The following is a 15,937-nucleotide window of genomic DNA, read 5'->3' as shown; positions in this document are numbered from 1 at the left end:
GAACTGCTCACCCGGTTTAGGGTTGAAAACGCTACGTTACGTCCCGGAAGCGCTACCGAACTCACTCTGCCCGAACGGCTATAATTGTAGCGTTGTCTGTCAGCTGATTCTGGTTAAAATCCAGGGCAGGGTCTAAGTAAACAGGTCGTTTCCACCACGATCCTTTTTTGGTAAACACCCATCCATATGGCCTTCCGGTTGCATCGGTATAGCGAATCGGGCTTGCCGGTGTCCGCTCGTTGTAATCGTTGATAAATACCAGAAACAGATCGCCCAGCGGCATAGATACAGGCGCTTTGGCTTTAAAATTAGTGAAATTCGAATCGTCGAGTGTTTTTAAGAATTCGAACTGAATCACCAGTATTTTCGATAGGTCAAGCAGATCCAGATCAGGCATATCACCGTTGACAGGGTAATACCATTTTCGGTAGTTGGCCAGTGGTATATGCAAAAAATAGTAGTACGCCTGTAGCACTAAAAACGGAATCACGAAAGGCAACAGACTGGTTACGAATGGCCAGCGACTCCCCAGATAACCGGTCTGCTGATACAGCACCAGCGTTACGCCCATTCCGACGAGCAGCATCAGTATGGTGACCAATAGGCCTATGCCAAACGTAGCGAAAACTGTTGGAACAAACCGAGGGCTGAGCCAGACATGCAGGATGCCGATGCCTAAAGCTCCCAATTGCCCTAAAAAATAATACCATTGAAACTGAGCACTCTCAAATGTGCCGGCGAAACCAATGCCCCCGAGGAGCAGACTAATCACAATACCGTAAATAATCCAGGGGAATCGTTTGGCAAGGGATAAGTTGGGCATTACTAATGAAAATTATTGATCGAGACCGAGTCATTCTGGTTTACAGCTGCAATATCTGCGAAAATTTAAGAGATCATATAAAAACACCCTCCGCTTACTAAATCTATTCAATTTTAGCCTGACCCCACAAAGCCAAAGTGATCAATTTATCGTTGATATTTACCACAAATTTACCGGCGGTCATCCGTACACACCCATATCATCTTCCTAAAAAAACATATCGTTCATTATGTTTCACTTCTCTATTGTTTACATTTATTGTATATTGTAAACTTTTTAGAGAACTTATACTAAAATATTCTTATTTATTGCCTATATACAATTAGTTATGCTAGTTCCCGCTAATGAAAATAAACGCCTGGAAGCTTTACACCGGTATCAAATTCTGGATACGTTGCCAGAGCAGGCATTCGATAGATTAACAGAACTGGCGTCAATTATCTGTCAGGCTCCTATTTCACTGGTTTCGTTGCTCGATCATGACCGGCAATGGTTCAAGTCGAAAGTAGGGATTGACATACAGGAAACAAGTCGGGATATTGCTTTCTGCCGGTACGCAATTCTGGATAGCGATATACTTGAAATAGAAGACACAACGCAGGATACCCGATTCCAGGAAAACCCGTTTGTTACGTATGATCCGTACGTGCGGTTTTATGCTGGCTATCCGCTGACCGATCCCAGCGGCTATGCGTTGGGAACCCTTTGCGTATTGGACCACGCCCCCCGAAAACTTAACGAACAGCAGTTGCAGGCGTTGAAGTTACTGGGAGAAATGGCCACAAATCTGATTGTAGAAAACCGCCAGAAACAGGAGCTGATCTACTTTGAAAACCTCTTTACCCAATCCAATGATTTAATCTTTGTGGCGGGTACAGACGGATATTTAAAGAAAATAAATCCGGCATTTCGGCAAATACTAGGCTGGGACGAGTCATATCTGCTACGTACGCCGTTTTTAGAGCTAGTCCATCCGGATGATGTTCAAGCGATAGAACAAGAGCTCAATCAGTTGGCAACTGGCAAGCCAACCATCAATTTCACGCACCGCTTTCAGTGCCAAAACGGCGACTATCGGCATCTGCAATGGGTAGCAACGCCCGAATCGGCCACTGGTTATCTGTTTGCTATTGCTCGGGATGTTACCGAAGAAAAGCAGAAAGAACTCCTGCTTCATCAGTCGGAAAGTAAATTCCGCTCTTTTTTCGAAAATTCGCAGGGGCTGATGTGTACGCACGATCTGGAAGGGCGGCTATTGAGTGTGAATACCGCGGGGGCTCTGGCGCTGGGCTACCAGCCTGATGAACTTATTGGGCACCACTTGCAGGAAATCGTTCCGGAACAGCACCATGAAGAGTTTGAAGCTTATCTGAGTACCATTCGCAAAAAAGGGCGAGCGAATGGGATCATGAAAACGCGCCATAAAGACGGGTCCATGTATATCTGGCTGTTTGCCAATATTCTGGAAACCGAACTGAACGGCGATACGTACGTGATCGGTAATGCCATCGATATAACCCGACGGCACCAGCTGGAGCTCGATCTGAAATTGACGAAGCAGATGCTGGAGCAGACCAATGAAGTTGCTCAGATAGGTACCTGGGAAGCGGATATGGCCCGTAAAACCATGCACTGGTCGTCTGTTACGAAAACCATTCACGAAGTTCCATCGGATTATACACCCTTGCTTGATACGGGCGAGACCTTCTTCAGAGGAAAAAACTACACCCTGATCGTTGAGTCTGTAGACAACGCGATGGAGCAGGGGACGCCGTTTGATATTGAACTGCAAATTGTTACAGCAACCGGCCGAGAACGCTGGGTGCGGGTGCTGGGAACTCCAGAGATTGAGAATGGTACGTGCAAACGGTTGTACGGTACGTTTCAGGACATCGACGAAAAGAAGAAAGCCGAACAGGCGCTGCTCAACCAGAAATTACGACTTGCCGCCTTTGTCGAACATGCTCCGGCAGCCGTAGCCATGCTCGATCTGTCGCTTAATTACCTGGCTGTCAGCAAGCGCTGGATGGAAGATAACCGCCTGACGGAGAGCGTAATCGGCTTATCCCCTTTCGAGGTCTTTCAGAATCTTTCGGTAGACTGGAAAATCGTTTTTGAGCGATGCCTGAACGGAGCGGTAGAAAAAAACGATGAGTACGTCTGGCGGCCCGATGGATGGGATCAGGACCAATATATGGCTTGGGAAATCAGGCCATGGTATCAGTTCGATGGGACAAGTGGCGGTATAATGATCTTTACTCAGGACATCACAGAAGCCTGCCTGCAGCGAATAGAGCTGAAAAAAGCGAAACTCCAGGCCGAACAGGCCAGCGTAGCGAAATCCGAGTTTCTGGCCAATATGAGCCACGAAATCCGGACGCCTTTAAATGGGGTTATCGGCTTTACCGATCTTTTGCTTAAAACGTCACTGACCGAAACCCAACATCAATATCTGTCTATCGTCGACCAATCGGCCAACGCCCTGTTGAGCATCATCAACGATATTCTGGACTTCTCAAAAATTGAAGCCGGCAAACTGGAGCTGGCTATTGAAAAAGTAGACATCTACGAGATTAGCAGCCAGGCTTCCGATATCATTACGTATCAGGCTCAGAATAAGGGGCTTGAAATGTTGCTGAACTTACCTACCGACTTACCCCGCTTTATTTACACCGACTCTGTCCGCCTGAAACAGATCCTGGTTAATCTATTGGGCAATGCGGTCAAATTTACTCAGCAGGGCGAAATCGAGTTAAAGATCAAGCCGTTAACCGATGCTGGGCAGGATTATGTGATGTACCGATTTGAGGTACGGGATACCGGCATTGGCATTAAACCCGAGATGCAGGAGCGAATTTTTGAAGCGTTTTCGCAGGAAGATCCCTCCACAACAAAAAAATACGGAGGCACCGGTCTTGGACTAACCATTTCCAATAAGCTATTGGGTCTGATGGGCAGTCGTCTGAAGCTTACCAGTAAGCCGGGCGAAGGGAGTTGCTTTTATTTTGATCTCCGACTGAAAACGGAACCCGGCGACCCGATTGTCTGGCGCGGAATCAACGAGATCAGTAACGTACTCATTGTTGATGACAATGAGAACAACCGGACGATCTTGCGGCAGATGTTTATGCTGAAACAGATCAATGTTGAAGAAGCCAGCAACGGATTTGAAGCTCTTCAGCTACTAGGCCAGAATAAGCAGTACGATGTTATTCTGATGGATTACCACATGCCTTACATGGACGGGCTGGAAACGATTGAAAAAATCCGGGCTAATTTTTCATCGTCGTCGGAGAAACAGATCAGTATTTTACTGCACAGTTCGTCGGATGATGAGCGAATTATTCGGGCCTGTGAAACAATGGCGGTTAACCAGCGTCTGGTAAAACCCGTTAAAATGGTTGATTTGTACCGCGCCTTATCGCGTCTGAGCCAACAGGAAGAAAATCTTGTTCCCGCAGCCATTAACCAGCCTGTCAGAGTTAATACAAACGCGGTGAAAGTGCTGCTGGCCGAAGATAATAAAGTCAATCAACTGCTTACCAAAACAATCGTCTCCAGAATTATACCCAACGCCCGGATTATCGAGGCCATCAATGGGCAGGAAGCGATTCGGCAATACAGCAAGCATCAGCCCGACTTAATCCTGATGGATATCCAGATGCCTATTATGAATGGTTATGAAGCTACTCAGCGGATTCGGGAACTGGAGCAGACGGGGCATATTCCAATTATTGCCTTAACGGCTGGCACCGTAAAAGGCGAGCGGGAAAAGTGCCTGGATGCGGGTATGGATGATTTTATCACCAAGCCCATTGTTGAAGACTCTATTGTGGCCTTATTCCAGAAATGGCTTAGCTCATCACAATCGGGAACGCAGGGAGCGGAAGGGCTCACGGAACCCAATACCCACTTCGACCCTCAAGTGCTAAAAACAATGGCCGGTGATGACTCCGACTTCATCCGGGAGTTGATGGACGCGGCAGAAATCGAGCTAAAAAATTCGTTATCCGTTATTCTGCATCTGGCAGAAGGAATGAATGTAGTCGGATTAAAAGCGGCCGGACATAAACTTCGCGGAACTGCCCTTAGTGCAGGTATGGCACATCTTGCCGAACTAGCCTTTTCTCTGGAACATCTGGAAACAACGGAAACCTACTCAGTACCTGACTTGCTGGATCAGATTCAGTCGGAAATTGCGCTCGTTCTCTCCTTAATATCCGATAGAGTAAATGCATGAGATAACTGCGTTTTATGAAAATAGTATACCTAACTAGTATAGTCAGAATACTATTTTCATCGTTATCAATCATGCAGTCAACTCGTCGCAGTTTTCTTAAAAACCTCGGTCTGACCACCGCCGGGCTTAGCCTATACTCGTCTGTTTCAGTCGAAGCCTTTTCGTCAGACGCTGTTAAAAAACTGTTTTTCGACATCTCACTGGCCGAATGGTCGCTTCATCGAACCTTAAAAGACGGCAAGCTGACGAATATGGATTTTCCGGCCAAAGCCAAAAATGACTTTGGTATAAACGCCGTTGAGTACGTCGACCAGTTCTTCAGGGATAAAGCCACTGACCATCAGTACCTGAGCGAGCTAAAAAAACGGGCAGATGATCTTGGCGTACGTAACGTACTCATCATGGTCGATACGGCTGGTCCACTCGCCGACTCCGATGATGCAAAACGGAAACAGGGCGTCGAAAGTCACTATCAATGGGTCGATGCCGCCAGCTTTTTAGGCTGTCATTCCATTCGGGTAAACCTGCGCGGCAAAGGTTCTGCGGAAGACATGGCCAAAGCAAGTATCGATGGGCTGAGCCGACTGGCTGAGTATGGGGCCAAAAATAAGATCGGTATTCTGGTCGAGAATCACGGCGGCTATTCATCCGACGGAAAATGGCTCGCCAACGTAATGCGTCAGGTGGATAATCCCTACGCCGGCACGTTGCCCGACTTCGATAATTTCAAGCTAAACGAAACGGATGTTTATGACCGCTACCTCGGTGTAGAGGAAATGATGCCCTTTGCCAAAGGTGTGAGCGCCAAGGCCCGCGATTTTGATGCGCAGGGCAATGAATTGACCATCGATTATGCCCGATTACTTCAACTGGTAAAGAAAGGAAAAACCTCCGCATTTAAAGGCTACATCGGCATTGAGTATTCGGGAAACCGGCTCAGCGAAGACGATGGCATCCGTGCCACCAAACAACTACTGGAAAAAGTGGGGCAAGCTATCTAGAATCAACAAAACCATAGAATTCATAAAAGCCAACTTTGCCAATACAATGGAACGACGTTCTGCTATTAAAAATTTAGCCATGACCTTTGGAGGGCTGGTGAGCCTTCCGGCCTGGGCCTCTGGCTGGAACCCCGATTCACTCGGGCCGATTTCAACGCTGCCCGCTGATGATGAATTACTACTGGGTGCCATTACCGACACGTTCATTCCGGAAACGACCACGCAGGGCGTGGTGGCGCCAGGCGCTCAATCCCTGAAGGTGCATCAGTTTGCCATGCGCATGATTCGCGACTGCTATGGTGAACCGGCCCAGACACTGCTTCAGCAGGGACTAGCCTTAACGAATGCAACAGCGCAGCAAACGTACAGCAAGCCTTTTTCTGATTGCGACGCTACCCAACGAATGGATGTGCTGAGTAAACTGACGGCGTCTACAGACCCGGCCGGACCAGGCTTTGTCGATATGATCAAAAAACTGACTATTCGAGGCTATATGAATTCCGAATACTATCTCATAAACGTAGAGAAATACAACATGGCTCCGGGTTTTTATCACGGCTGTGTGCCGGTGTCAAAGGTAGCCATCAACGGCGGCCGTTAGTTTTGACTGTTGCTTATCTCATTACTCTTTTCTGACGTAAAATCATGTCATTTTTAACTATAGATTCTGTTAAAGACCGGACCTTCGATGCCATTGTAATTGGTTCGGGCATCAGTGGCGGCTGGGCAGCTAAAGAACTAACCGGTAAAGGGTTACGCACTTTAGTGCTGGAGCGTGGCCGTGATGTGAAGCACGTCACCGACTACCCGACCACCATGATGCAGCCCTGGGAGTTCGCTCACCTTGGCCAGCTCTCAAAAGAATACGTTGAAGCGAATCCAATTGCCAGTCGCTGCTACGCTAACCGGGAAGATGCCAGTCATTTTTTTGTAAAAGATGCCGATCACCCTTACGTACAGGAAAAACCGTTCGACTGGATACGAGGGTATCAGGTAGGCGGAAAATCACTGATGTGGGCACGAGGAACGCAGCGGTGGTCGCAGTACGATTTCGACGGCCCCGCCCGCGACGGTTTTGCCGTTGAATGGCCCATTGGCTATGCCGACATTGCTCCCTGGTATAGTTACGTAGAGAAATTTGCCGGAATTTCGGGAAACAAAGATGGCCTGCCCCAACTTCCCGATGGTGAGTTTCTTCCCCGCACGAACAGTCCTGCGTGGAAAAGCATTTTACCGACCAGATGGCGAAGCATTACAACGGTTCCCGTCCGATCATCATTGGCCGCTGCGCGCATCTAACCAAGCCGCAACCCATTCATTACCAACAAGGGCGCGGCCAGTGCCAGAATCGGTCCTTGTGTCAGCGGGGCTGTCCGTATGGTGGGTATTTCAGCTCCAACTCCTCTACCCTGCCCTGGGCAGCCAAAACCGGCAAAATGACATTACGTCCTGATTCGGTTGTTCACTCCATTATTTACGATGAAAAGAAAGCCGGGCCGACCGGTGCGCCGGAGCGATTCGGGAAGGCTTCAGGTGTTCGGGTGATCGATGCTCACACAAAGCAGATGACGGAATACTACGCCCGGATCATCTTTGTCAATGCTGCCTGTTTGAATAGTAACCTCGTTCTGCTCAACTCCAAATCAAACCGCTTTCCGAACGGTCTGGGCAACGACAACGGTTTGCTGGGTAAATACATAGCGTTTCATAATTTCCGTACCACTATTTCGGCGGAGTATGAAGGCTTTTCAGATACAACTACCGAAGGCATTCGGCCCAACAGCAGCTACATTCCCCGTTTCCGAAACGTAGTCAAACAGGAAACCGATTTTCTGCGGGGCTATGCCGCCGGATTTGGCTCCAGCCGTATGACAAACGTTGATACGTCGGGCATGGGAGAGGACCTGAAAACGAGTCTCTTGCAGCCCAAATACGGCAATTGGCGGGTCGGTTCGCACATGATGGGCGAAACCATTCCGAAAGAAAGCAACTACGTAACGCTGGATTCAAACCTGACCGATGCCTGGGGTGTTCCCCAACTAAAAATTTCGGTGGCTTACGACGACAACGACGAGAAGATGATTCGCGATTTTCATGAGCAAATGACCGAAATGCTGACCGTAGCGGGGTTTACAAACATCCAAACCCACGATGTACCTGATCGGGCTCCAGGTATCGATATTCACGAGATGGGCGGTGTTCGGATGGGCAAAGACCCAAAAACTTCACTCCTAAACAAATGGAATCAGTTGCACACCTGCCCGAACGTATTTGTAACGGACGGAGCCTGCATGACATCTACTTCCACGCAGAATCCATCGCTCACATTTATGGCCATCACGGCCCGTGCTGCCGACCATGCGGTGAAAGAATTACGGAGAGGAAATTTATAGATTAGCCTGTTTACCGAAACAACAAAAAGCCCTGAATCAAATAAGATTCAGGGCTTTTGCACAACAACCGTTGTATGTTAGTGACCGATACGGGAATCGAACCCGTGTTACCGCCGTGAAAGGGCGATGTCCTAACCGCTAGACGAATCGGCCGTCTTGTGTCCAAGACCCAACGTTTTAGTTTAGTTAGCTAACTCGTTGGCGAAACGTGGTGCAAAGGTAAGGCTATGTTTTTATAATGCAATATCACCCATCAAAATTTTTCTAAAAAAAGGCTTTCTGAACGATTTACTGCTATTTTTGAGGAAGTTAGCATTTCTCTTTTTTCTTCATCTAAATGAAACACCTTTTGCTGTTGGCGGGTCTGTCCGTCATCTCGTTGAGTACACCCGCACAGACAACCAGTTCAGTATCATCCACTAATGTCTCGACGCCCGCCCAATTTTTAGGTTATAAAATCGGCGAACGCTTTACCCCTCATTATCGTGTTCTGGCTTATGCCGAACAATTGGCTCGCCAACTTCCTAACCGGATCAAACTTCTGCCCTACGGCACAACGTATGAAGGTCGTCAACTGATGGTAGTAGCCGTTGGGTCGGAAGCAAACATAGCTCGCCTTGAAGAAATCCGGACAAACAACCTGAAACGGATTGGTCTTCTGGAAGGCAGTCCAACGTCTGCTCCGCAACCGCCCATTGCCTGGCTAAGCTATAACGTACATGGCAATGAAGCCGTTAGTTCAGAAGCTTTCATGGAAGTCCTTCACCGACTGCTGAGCGCTACGGATGCCGTTTCGCAAAAAATCATTAACTCTACCGTCGTGATTCTCGATCCGGGCCTTAACCCGGATGGACATGATCGCTACGTAAACTGGTACAACCAGATGCTGGGCCGTAGTGCCGATCCGACTCCTTCGGCACGGGAACACCAGGAACCCTGGCCCGGTGGTCGCTATACTCATTATCTGTTTGACCCCAACCGCGACTGGGCCTGGCAAACACAGGAAATTACGCAGCAACGGATGGCGCTCTATCAGCAATGGATGCCGCAACTACATGGCGATTTCCATGAAATGGGCGTTGAAAGCCCCTATTATTTTGCTCCCTCTGCCAAGCCTTACCACGAAGATATTACGCCCTTTCAGCGAAAATTTCAGCAGATCATCGGGCAGTATTGCAGCCGGTATTTCGACCGCAATGGCTGGCTTTACTACACCCGCGAACGCTTCGACCTGTTTTACCCAAGTTATGGCGATACGTATCCGACTTACAACGGCGCTATTGGTATGACCTATGAGCAGGGAGGTAGTGGACGCGCCGGGCTTGCCATCGAAAAAGCCGATGGTGATACGCTTACACTCCGGCAACGGATCGATCACCACGTAACGTCCAGTATTGCTACGCTGGAGTCCGTTGCTGACCGACCTGCCGAAATCGTGAAGGAGTTTGGTCAGTTCTTCGACAAATCGCGGAATACACCCATTGGGATTTACAAGAGCTACGTCATTAAATCCAATGGTGATGCGGGCCGGTTAAAAGCCCTTCAACTTTTGCTGGACCGTAACAAAATCAGTTTCGGCTATGCGGGTAAAGCGCAGACGCTGCCGGGCTATAACTACACGACCCAAAAGAATGACAAAAGTGTATCCGTTGCCGCCGAAGATATTGTCATCAGCGCCTATCAGCCAAAATCAACGCTGCTGAAGATTCTGTTTGAGCAGAATTCCGCGCTTGAAGATTCAGCCACCTACGATATTACGGCCTGGTCGTTGCCCTATGCATTTGGCTTGCAAACGTATGGGTTAACCACCCGAATCAATCCATCCAGTACGTTACCGGTTTCAACATCACCTGCGGCAACTACACTTACGGCCTCAAAAGCATACGCCTATCTGATTAAGTGGCAATCTCTGCCCTCCGTGCAGACACTAGCCGCGTTGCTGAAACAGAAAATACGGGTTCGGGCGGCCGAGAAATCGTTTGAGCTGGACGGCAAAACCTACCCGTCAGGAACATTGATTGTTACGAGAGCGGGGAACGAGCGACTGGGTGATCGGTTCGACGCGCTGGTTATACAGACTGCCACTCAAACAGGAGCCGAAATTCAGCCTGTACAAACGGGTTTCGTGACCACGGGTTCTGACTTTGGTTCAGATTTCGTAACAGGACTTAAAGCGCCACGAGTTGGCCTGGTTATTGGGGAGGGCACACCCCCACCCTCCGCAGGTGAGGTCTGGCACTATTTCGATCAGGAATTAAATTACCCCCTTACACTCCTCGACGGAAACACACTGGCTACGGTCAACTGGAACAAACTGGACGTATTGATTTTGCCAACGAACTACAATTATGGACGTATCCTGCCTGACCGAACCTTAACCGCTATCAAAGAATGGGTTCGCTCGGGTGGTAAACTAATTGCCATGGAACGGGCGGCTTCCTTCTTGATGGGTAAAGATGGGTTTGATCTTAAAGAAAAAGATGACAAACCTGCGGATAAAGACAAGGCTAAAAAAGGGAATCCTACCGACTCACTAAAGCTTTACGGTGATCGCGAACGGACTGCTATTTCCGACGACATTCCGGGAAGTATTTACCGTGTCAATATCGATACGTCGCACCCATTGGGATTTGGTTTGGCGGGCGGCTATTATACCCTGGTTCAGAACGCCTTTAATTTTGACTTCCTGAAAGATGGCTGGAACGTAGGATATCTGAAAAGCGATAATTACGTAGCAGGCTTTTCGGGTAGAAACGCAAAAGAAAAACTAAAGAATACACTGCTGATGGGCGTTCAAACGTCGGGCCGGGGCAGTATTGTTTACCTCGCAGATGATCCGCTTTTCCGTGGTTTCTGGTATAACGGTAAGTTGCTGTTTGGCAACGCTGTGTTTATGGTTGGAAATTAACGGTCAGGTACCGTGTGGATTGCTCAAAAAGTATTTTCACACGGTACTTCTTTAATGACTCTATCAGTCACCGTAGTTTCAAAAAATGGCTGTCAGCTAGTGCTGGAAAATACCTATGAATCAATAAGTATTTAGACCTACCCCCATAAATCCGAAAAGATTGCCAAAAACAGTCCTACCTTTGTTTTACCTCGCATCTTACCTATAAAATTACCTCGGATTGGTGAAATCATTTCTACTCTTTCTCAGCTATATTACGCTCTCCCTTCCGCTTCTGGCGCAGAAAAAAAACGAGAGTTATCAACTCCATATCAGCCGGGCTACGTCACCAATTGTGCTGGATGGCGTAACGGATGAACCCGCCTGGCAAGCGGCTGAAGTAGCTACTGATTTCTGGATGGTATTGCCAATGGATACCAGTCGTGCCCATGTCCGGACTGACGTTCGGATGGCCTATGATGCCCATAATATTTACCTGAGTGCCATTTGCTACCACGGTGACATTCCCGGCCCATACATGGTTGAATCGCTTCGTCGCGACTGGGCTTTCGTCAAAAATGATAATTTTATTTTCTTTATCGATACGTTCGACGATCAGACCAACGGGTTTACGTTTGGAACGAATGCTGCTGGCGCTCAGTGGGATGGGTTGTTGTATGAAGGCGGTAAGGCAAACCTAAGCTGGGACAATAAGTGGACGTCAGTCGTACGAAATTATGCTGATCGGTACGTAATAGAACTGGCGATTCCCTTCAAAACGATACGGTATAAAAAAGGGATAACCCGCTGGGGTATCAATTTCAGTCGGCAGGATTTAAAGACAACCGAAAAATCATCCTGGACCCCGATTCAGCGTCAGTTTCCGACGGCTTCACTCGCGCTGACGGGCGTACTGGTATGGGATCAGCCCCCACCGCAACCCGGCCCGAATATTTCGCTGATCCCCTATGCACTGACGGGTATAAACCGTGATTACCAGAACAATGTACCAACGCATAGTCGGTTCGATGCCGGGCTGGATGCTAAAGTTGCCATTACGTCGTCGCTCAATCTGGACTTGACGGTAAACCCCGACTTTTCGCAGGTAGACGTCGACCAGCAGGTGACCAACCTGGATCGGTATGAGCTTTTCTTCCCTGAAAAACGGCAGTTTTTTCTGGAAAATGGCGACCAGTTCACCAACTTCGGTTATGCAACCATCCGGCCGTTTTTTAGTCGACGTATTGGCCTAGGTGGGGTTCAGATCCGCTTCGGCGCCCGGTTGAGTGGCAAGCTCAATAAAGACTGGCGTATTGGCATTATGGATATGCAAACCGGGCGTGTTGACGCGACAGGACTTCCGGCCCAAAATTTTGCGGTTGTCGCCCTTCAACGACGCGTATCGGCCCGCTCAAATGTGGGCATTATGTTTGTCAACAAGGAATCCCTCTCTTATGAATCCGTTGCCGACAAAACGCTTTACTCCCGCTTTAACCGCAATTTAGGGCTGGAATATAACCTGGCTTCAGCGAATAATTTATGGACAGGAAAGGCACTGTACGTTAAATCATTTAGCCCGGACCAACCGGGTAACGATGCTGTTTACGCGGCAAATTTGCAGTACTTCAGCCGTAAATGGCTCATAAGTGGGCAAGTGGAATCAGTTGGTAAAAATTACACAGCCGAAGCAGGATACGTGCCTCGGCGGGGATATGAGCGAGGTACGGCAACGTTGGGCTATACCTTTTTACCAACCGGGAGCAGTGTCCTGAATCATGGCCCTACCCTGACCTCGACCTATTTTTTTGATCCGGCCTGGAAGCAAAGCGACAACGAAAGTATGCTAAGCTATGCCGTCACGTTCCGCAGCCGAAGTGTATTAACGGGCTGGGTAGCTACGGATTACGTTCGGCTATTGCAACCCTTTGACCCAACCAATACGGGTCGTGAAACACTGGCGACTGGCACTGAACATTACTGGACAGCCTGGGGTACTCAGTTTGTCTCGAAACCTCAAAGTGTATTTACCTATGGGTTTACAACCCGTTACGGGGGGTACTATGCCAATGGCACGCGCCTAAACCTTACGGCCGACCTGGGCTATCGATTTCAGCCGTATGTAAGCTTGGCAGCCAGTGCGAGTTATAATGATATACGGTTGCCGCAGCCCTGGGGACGTACTACGTTCTGGCTGGTTGGTCCCCGCTTCGATTTAACCGTGACGAATACGTTGTACCTGACCACTTTTGTGCAGTACAACGAGCAGCAGAAAAATATGAATGTCAATGCCCGAATTCAATGGCGCTATAAACCCGCATCCGACTTTTTTCTGGTCTACACTGATAATTATTTACCGAACTCCGCACAGATTGGGCAGGACGTACCCGGCTTTTTTTCAGTCAAAAACAGGGCTCTTGTGCTGAAGTGGACGTATTGGTGGAACATCTGATACGCACTCTTTTAAACAAACGTTTACGGTGTCAGTTATTTGTGCAATCCGCCGAAGGACGAGCGGGTTTTGTACTACACAAACTAGCCAACGTATATGAAAGCTTTGTTGCGTTTTTTCCCCATAGCCTTTGTGGCCCTGTTTCTAAGTCTGTTTATGAGTAGCTGTGCAGCTATTGGTGATATTTTCAAAGCGGGTGCCTGGACAGGTGCCATCATGGTGATTCTTGGAATTGGTATTGTGATCTGGCTGATTTCAAAATTCTTTGGCGGAGGCAGCAGCAATCCATAAATCAACTTACTTAAAGCAAGAAGCCGACCCCATTTAGGGGTCGGCTTTTTTTATAAAAATAAACTATGGCATGAAATAACTAAATAATCATCTGTTACTTTTACCAGATACATAATTCTATCATAATAGATTATTTGATGAATAAACTCTACGCACTACTACTTCTACTACCTTTTTTTTGCCGGGGTCAGGACTCCCTGAACATAATTCCAGTAAAAGATACATCCGTTATTTCTACCGATACAAGTCATTCAAAACCCATAGCTGCTAGAAATTTGCTTAGAAAAGACGTCTGGCGTGTTGATATTCTGGATCTTGGCTATTTAAATGAACACCGATTAGGCAAACAACTATCACTTGTCTCTCAAATTCGACTAGTTGGTTCTTTTCGCAATGAAGATAGAGTAGAAAGTAACGGCTCTCTTTATGGATATACTTTCAAAAAAGTGCTGGCATTTAGCATAAATCCGGAGCTATCCGTAGCTGTACGGCATTTTTACAATCTAGCCAAACGAAAAGCTACTGGTAGATCAATCCGTTACAATTCCGGGTGCTATTTTGCAGTGAAAGCGAACTACGTTGCACCACCAATTTATAACAACTCGAACATCGATATTCAAGGTTTAGGAGCCACTGTATTCTGGGGTGTTCAACATACACAACCTAAACATTTCTATGTGAATCTGGAAATAGGTGTAGGGATGGCTCAATATTATGAGAATACTATATCGCCGACTGCCAATCTTATTTTAGGATATACATTCTAAAGAAGAACCGCTCAATTCATTACGTGTAATGAATTGAGCGGTTCAGATACTTTTATCTTAGCTATTACGCTACCAGTTCCAGTAAACCATCGCGCTGAAGTACGGCACGCTGGCGATCACTCAGGTCGTCAGAAGCTTTCATGAGCGGCAACCGGACTTCCGCCGAAATGAGGCCCATAATTTCCATGAGGTTTTTAACCCCTACTGGATTGCCTTCTTCGTACAGCAGTGGGTCAATACGCAGGAAATGTCCGAGTTCTTTTTGCGCAAAGGCGAAATCGCCCTGGAGAGCCGCATCAATCATACCCGAGAATTTAGCGGGGAAGGCATTGGCGATAACCGACATGACGCCCACACCACCGATGCTGATGATAGGAACAGCCTGCACATCATCGCCTGAAATCAGCAGAAAATCGTCCGGTTTATCCCGAACTATTTCCATGCACTGTTCAATCACGCAGGAAGCTTCTTTCACCCCAATGATATTTGGGTGCTGAGCCAGCTCACAGATGGTCTCGGCGCTCATGTTAATCCCCGTTCTGAACGGAATATTGTACAGAATCACGGGCACCGGGCTGGCATCCGCAACGCGGGTAAAGTGCTCAATAACACCCCGTTTACCAGGCTTGTTGTAATATGGGCAGACAGACAGAATTGCGTCGACGCCTTCAAAATCTATGCTTTTCATTCCCGAAACAACGTCAGCCGTTACGTTGCCTCCGACCCCAAATACGATAGGCAGTTTCTTCGGGTTATTTTCCTTCAGATACTGTAATAATTGGGCTTTTTCCTGTTTAGTTACCGTCGGCGATTCGCCGGTTGTGCCCTGCAGGACAACGTAACGCACACCTCCATCGGAGATATGCCGGACTATGCGGCCGAAACCGTCGAAATCAATCGTTTGATCGGCGTTAAAGGGAGTCACAATGGCGACGCCTACGCCGTGAAATCTGGTATCCATTAGTGGAAACGGGAATGTATACCTGCAAAGTTACAGGAATTTAGCGGGATTTAGTTGAGAGAAATGTGGTGAGTTTATGAGCCTGATCAAATCAGCAGGGACTGGGTGGCATTACGTGTCCCTCC

9 protein-coding genes, 1 tRNA gene and 1 pseudogene are annotated in these 15,937 nt (G+C 48.0%); 8 read left to right on the top strand and 3 right to left on the bottom strand.

Annotated elements, in window-relative coordinates; translation table 11 throughout:
• Window positions 1-61: 61 nt before the first annotated feature.
• Window positions 62-823, bottom strand: coding sequence for a TssN family type VI secretion system protein (locus tag LN737_RS16680; RefSeq protein WP_405510922.1), 762 nt, complete (start codon window positions 821-823; stop codon window positions 62-64).
• A gap of 328 nt (window positions 824-1,151) precedes the next feature.
• On the opposite strand from LN737_RS16680, the gene LN737_RS16675 reads away from it, so the two are divergent.
• The 4 genes and pseudogenes from LN737_RS16675 (at window position 1,152) to LN737_RS16660 (ending at window position 8,457) form a co-directional block, all read left to right on the top strand.
• A complete protein-coding gene (locus tag LN737_RS16675; RefSeq protein ID WP_405510921.1) occupies window positions 1,152-5,063 on the top strand; it encodes a PAS domain S-box protein in 3,912 nt (1,303 codons plus the stop codon).
• Between the two features lie 71 nt (window positions 5,064-5,134).
• Window positions 5,135-6,064: a sugar phosphate isomerase/epimerase gene (locus LN737_RS16670; RefSeq protein WP_405510920.1), complete on the top strand. Its 930-nt coding sequence runs from the start codon at window positions 5,135-5,137 to the stop codon at window positions 6,062-6,064.
• 46 nt (window positions 6,065-6,110) lie between these two features.
• On the top strand, window positions 6,111-6,665 hold the full coding sequence (locus tag LN737_RS16665) for a gluconate 2-dehydrogenase subunit 3 family protein (RefSeq protein WP_405510919.1): 555 nt from the start codon (window positions 6,111-6,113) through the stop codon (window positions 6,663-6,665).
• Between the two features lie 44 nt (window positions 6,666-6,709).
• Window positions 6,710-8,457 (top strand): annotated as a pseudogene (locus LN737_RS16660) (GMC oxidoreductase).
• 81 nt (window positions 8,458-8,538) lie between these two features.
• Here LN737_RS16660 and LN737_RS16655 read toward each other — a convergent pair.
• Window positions 8,539-8,610 (bottom strand) — tRNA-Glu (locus tag LN737_RS16655).
• A gap of 184 nt (window positions 8,611-8,794) precedes the next feature.
• Between LN737_RS16655 and LN737_RS16650 the strand changes: the two genes are divergently transcribed.
• From LN737_RS16650 to LN737_RS16635, 4 genes are all read left to right on the top strand, one after another.
• Window positions 8,795-11,365, top strand: a complete 2,571-nt coding sequence (locus LN737_RS16650) for a M14 family metallopeptidase (protein WP_405510918.1) — start codon at window positions 8,795-8,797, stop codon at window positions 11,363-11,365.
• Between the two features lie 220 nt (window positions 11,366-11,585).
• Window positions 11,586-13,793, top strand: coding sequence for a carbohydrate binding family 9 domain-containing protein (locus tag LN737_RS16645; RefSeq protein WP_405510917.1), 2,208 nt, complete (start codon window positions 11,586-11,588; stop codon window positions 13,791-13,793).
• 96 nt (window positions 13,794-13,889) lie between these two features.
• Window positions 13,890-14,084, top strand: coding sequence for a hypothetical protein (locus tag LN737_RS16640; RefSeq protein WP_405510916.1), 195 nt, complete (start codon window positions 13,890-13,892; stop codon window positions 14,082-14,084).
• A gap of 137 nt (window positions 14,085-14,221) precedes the next feature.
• Entirely contained in the window at window positions 14,222-14,851 is a 630-nt protein-coding gene (locus tag LN737_RS16635; RefSeq protein WP_405510915.1) for a hypothetical protein, read from the top strand.
• Window positions 14,852-14,915: 64 nt separating this feature from the next.
• On the opposite strand, the gene dapA is transcribed toward LN737_RS16635, so the two are convergent.
• Window positions 14,916-15,812, bottom strand: a complete 897-nt coding sequence (dapA, locus tag LN737_RS16630; protein ID WP_405510914.1) for a 4-hydroxy-tetrahydrodipicolinate synthase — start codon at window positions 15,810-15,812, stop codon at window positions 14,916-14,918.
• Window positions 15,813-15,937 lie beyond the last annotated feature (125 nt).

It is taken from the genome of Spirosoma sp. KNUC1025 (assembly GCF_045160025.1).
In the GTDB taxonomy this organism is placed as follows: Bacteria; Bacteroidota; Bacteroidia; order Cytophagales; family Spirosomataceae; genus Spirosoma.
This window is presented reverse-complemented; position numbering and strand designations above follow the sequence as displayed.

Excerpts from the sequence above, each read along its gene's own strand:
- LN737_RS16680 (WP_405510922.1), bottom strand. The coding sequence starts at position 823 with ATGCCCAACTTATCCCTTGCCAAACGATTCCCCTGGATTATTTACGGT.
- LN737_RS16675 (WP_405510921.1), top strand. The coding sequence starts at position 1,152 with ATGCTAGTTCCCGCTAATGAAAATAAACGCCTGGAAGCTTTACACCGG.
- LN737_RS16670 (WP_405510920.1), top strand. The coding sequence starts at position 5,135 with ATGCAGTCAACTCGTCGCAGTTTTCTTAAAAACCTCGGTCTGACCACC.
- LN737_RS16665 (WP_405510919.1), top strand. The coding sequence starts at position 6,111 with ATGGAACGACGTTCTGCTATTAAAAATTTAGCCATGACCTTTGGAGGG.
- LN737_RS16650 (WP_405510918.1), top strand. The coding sequence starts at position 8,795 with ATGAAACACCTTTTGCTGTTGGCGGGTCTGTCCGTCATCTCGTTGAGT.
- LN737_RS16640 (WP_405510916.1), top strand. The coding sequence starts at position 13,890 with ATGAAAGCTTTGTTGCGTTTTTTCCCCATAGCCTTTGTGGCCCTGTTT.
- LN737_RS16635 (WP_405510915.1), top strand. The coding sequence starts at position 14,222 with ATGAATAAACTCTACGCACTACTACTTCTACTACCTTTTTTTTGCCGG.
- dapA (WP_405510914.1), bottom strand. The coding sequence starts at position 15,812 with ATGGATACCAGATTTCACGGCGTAGGCGTCGCCATTGTGACTCCCTTT.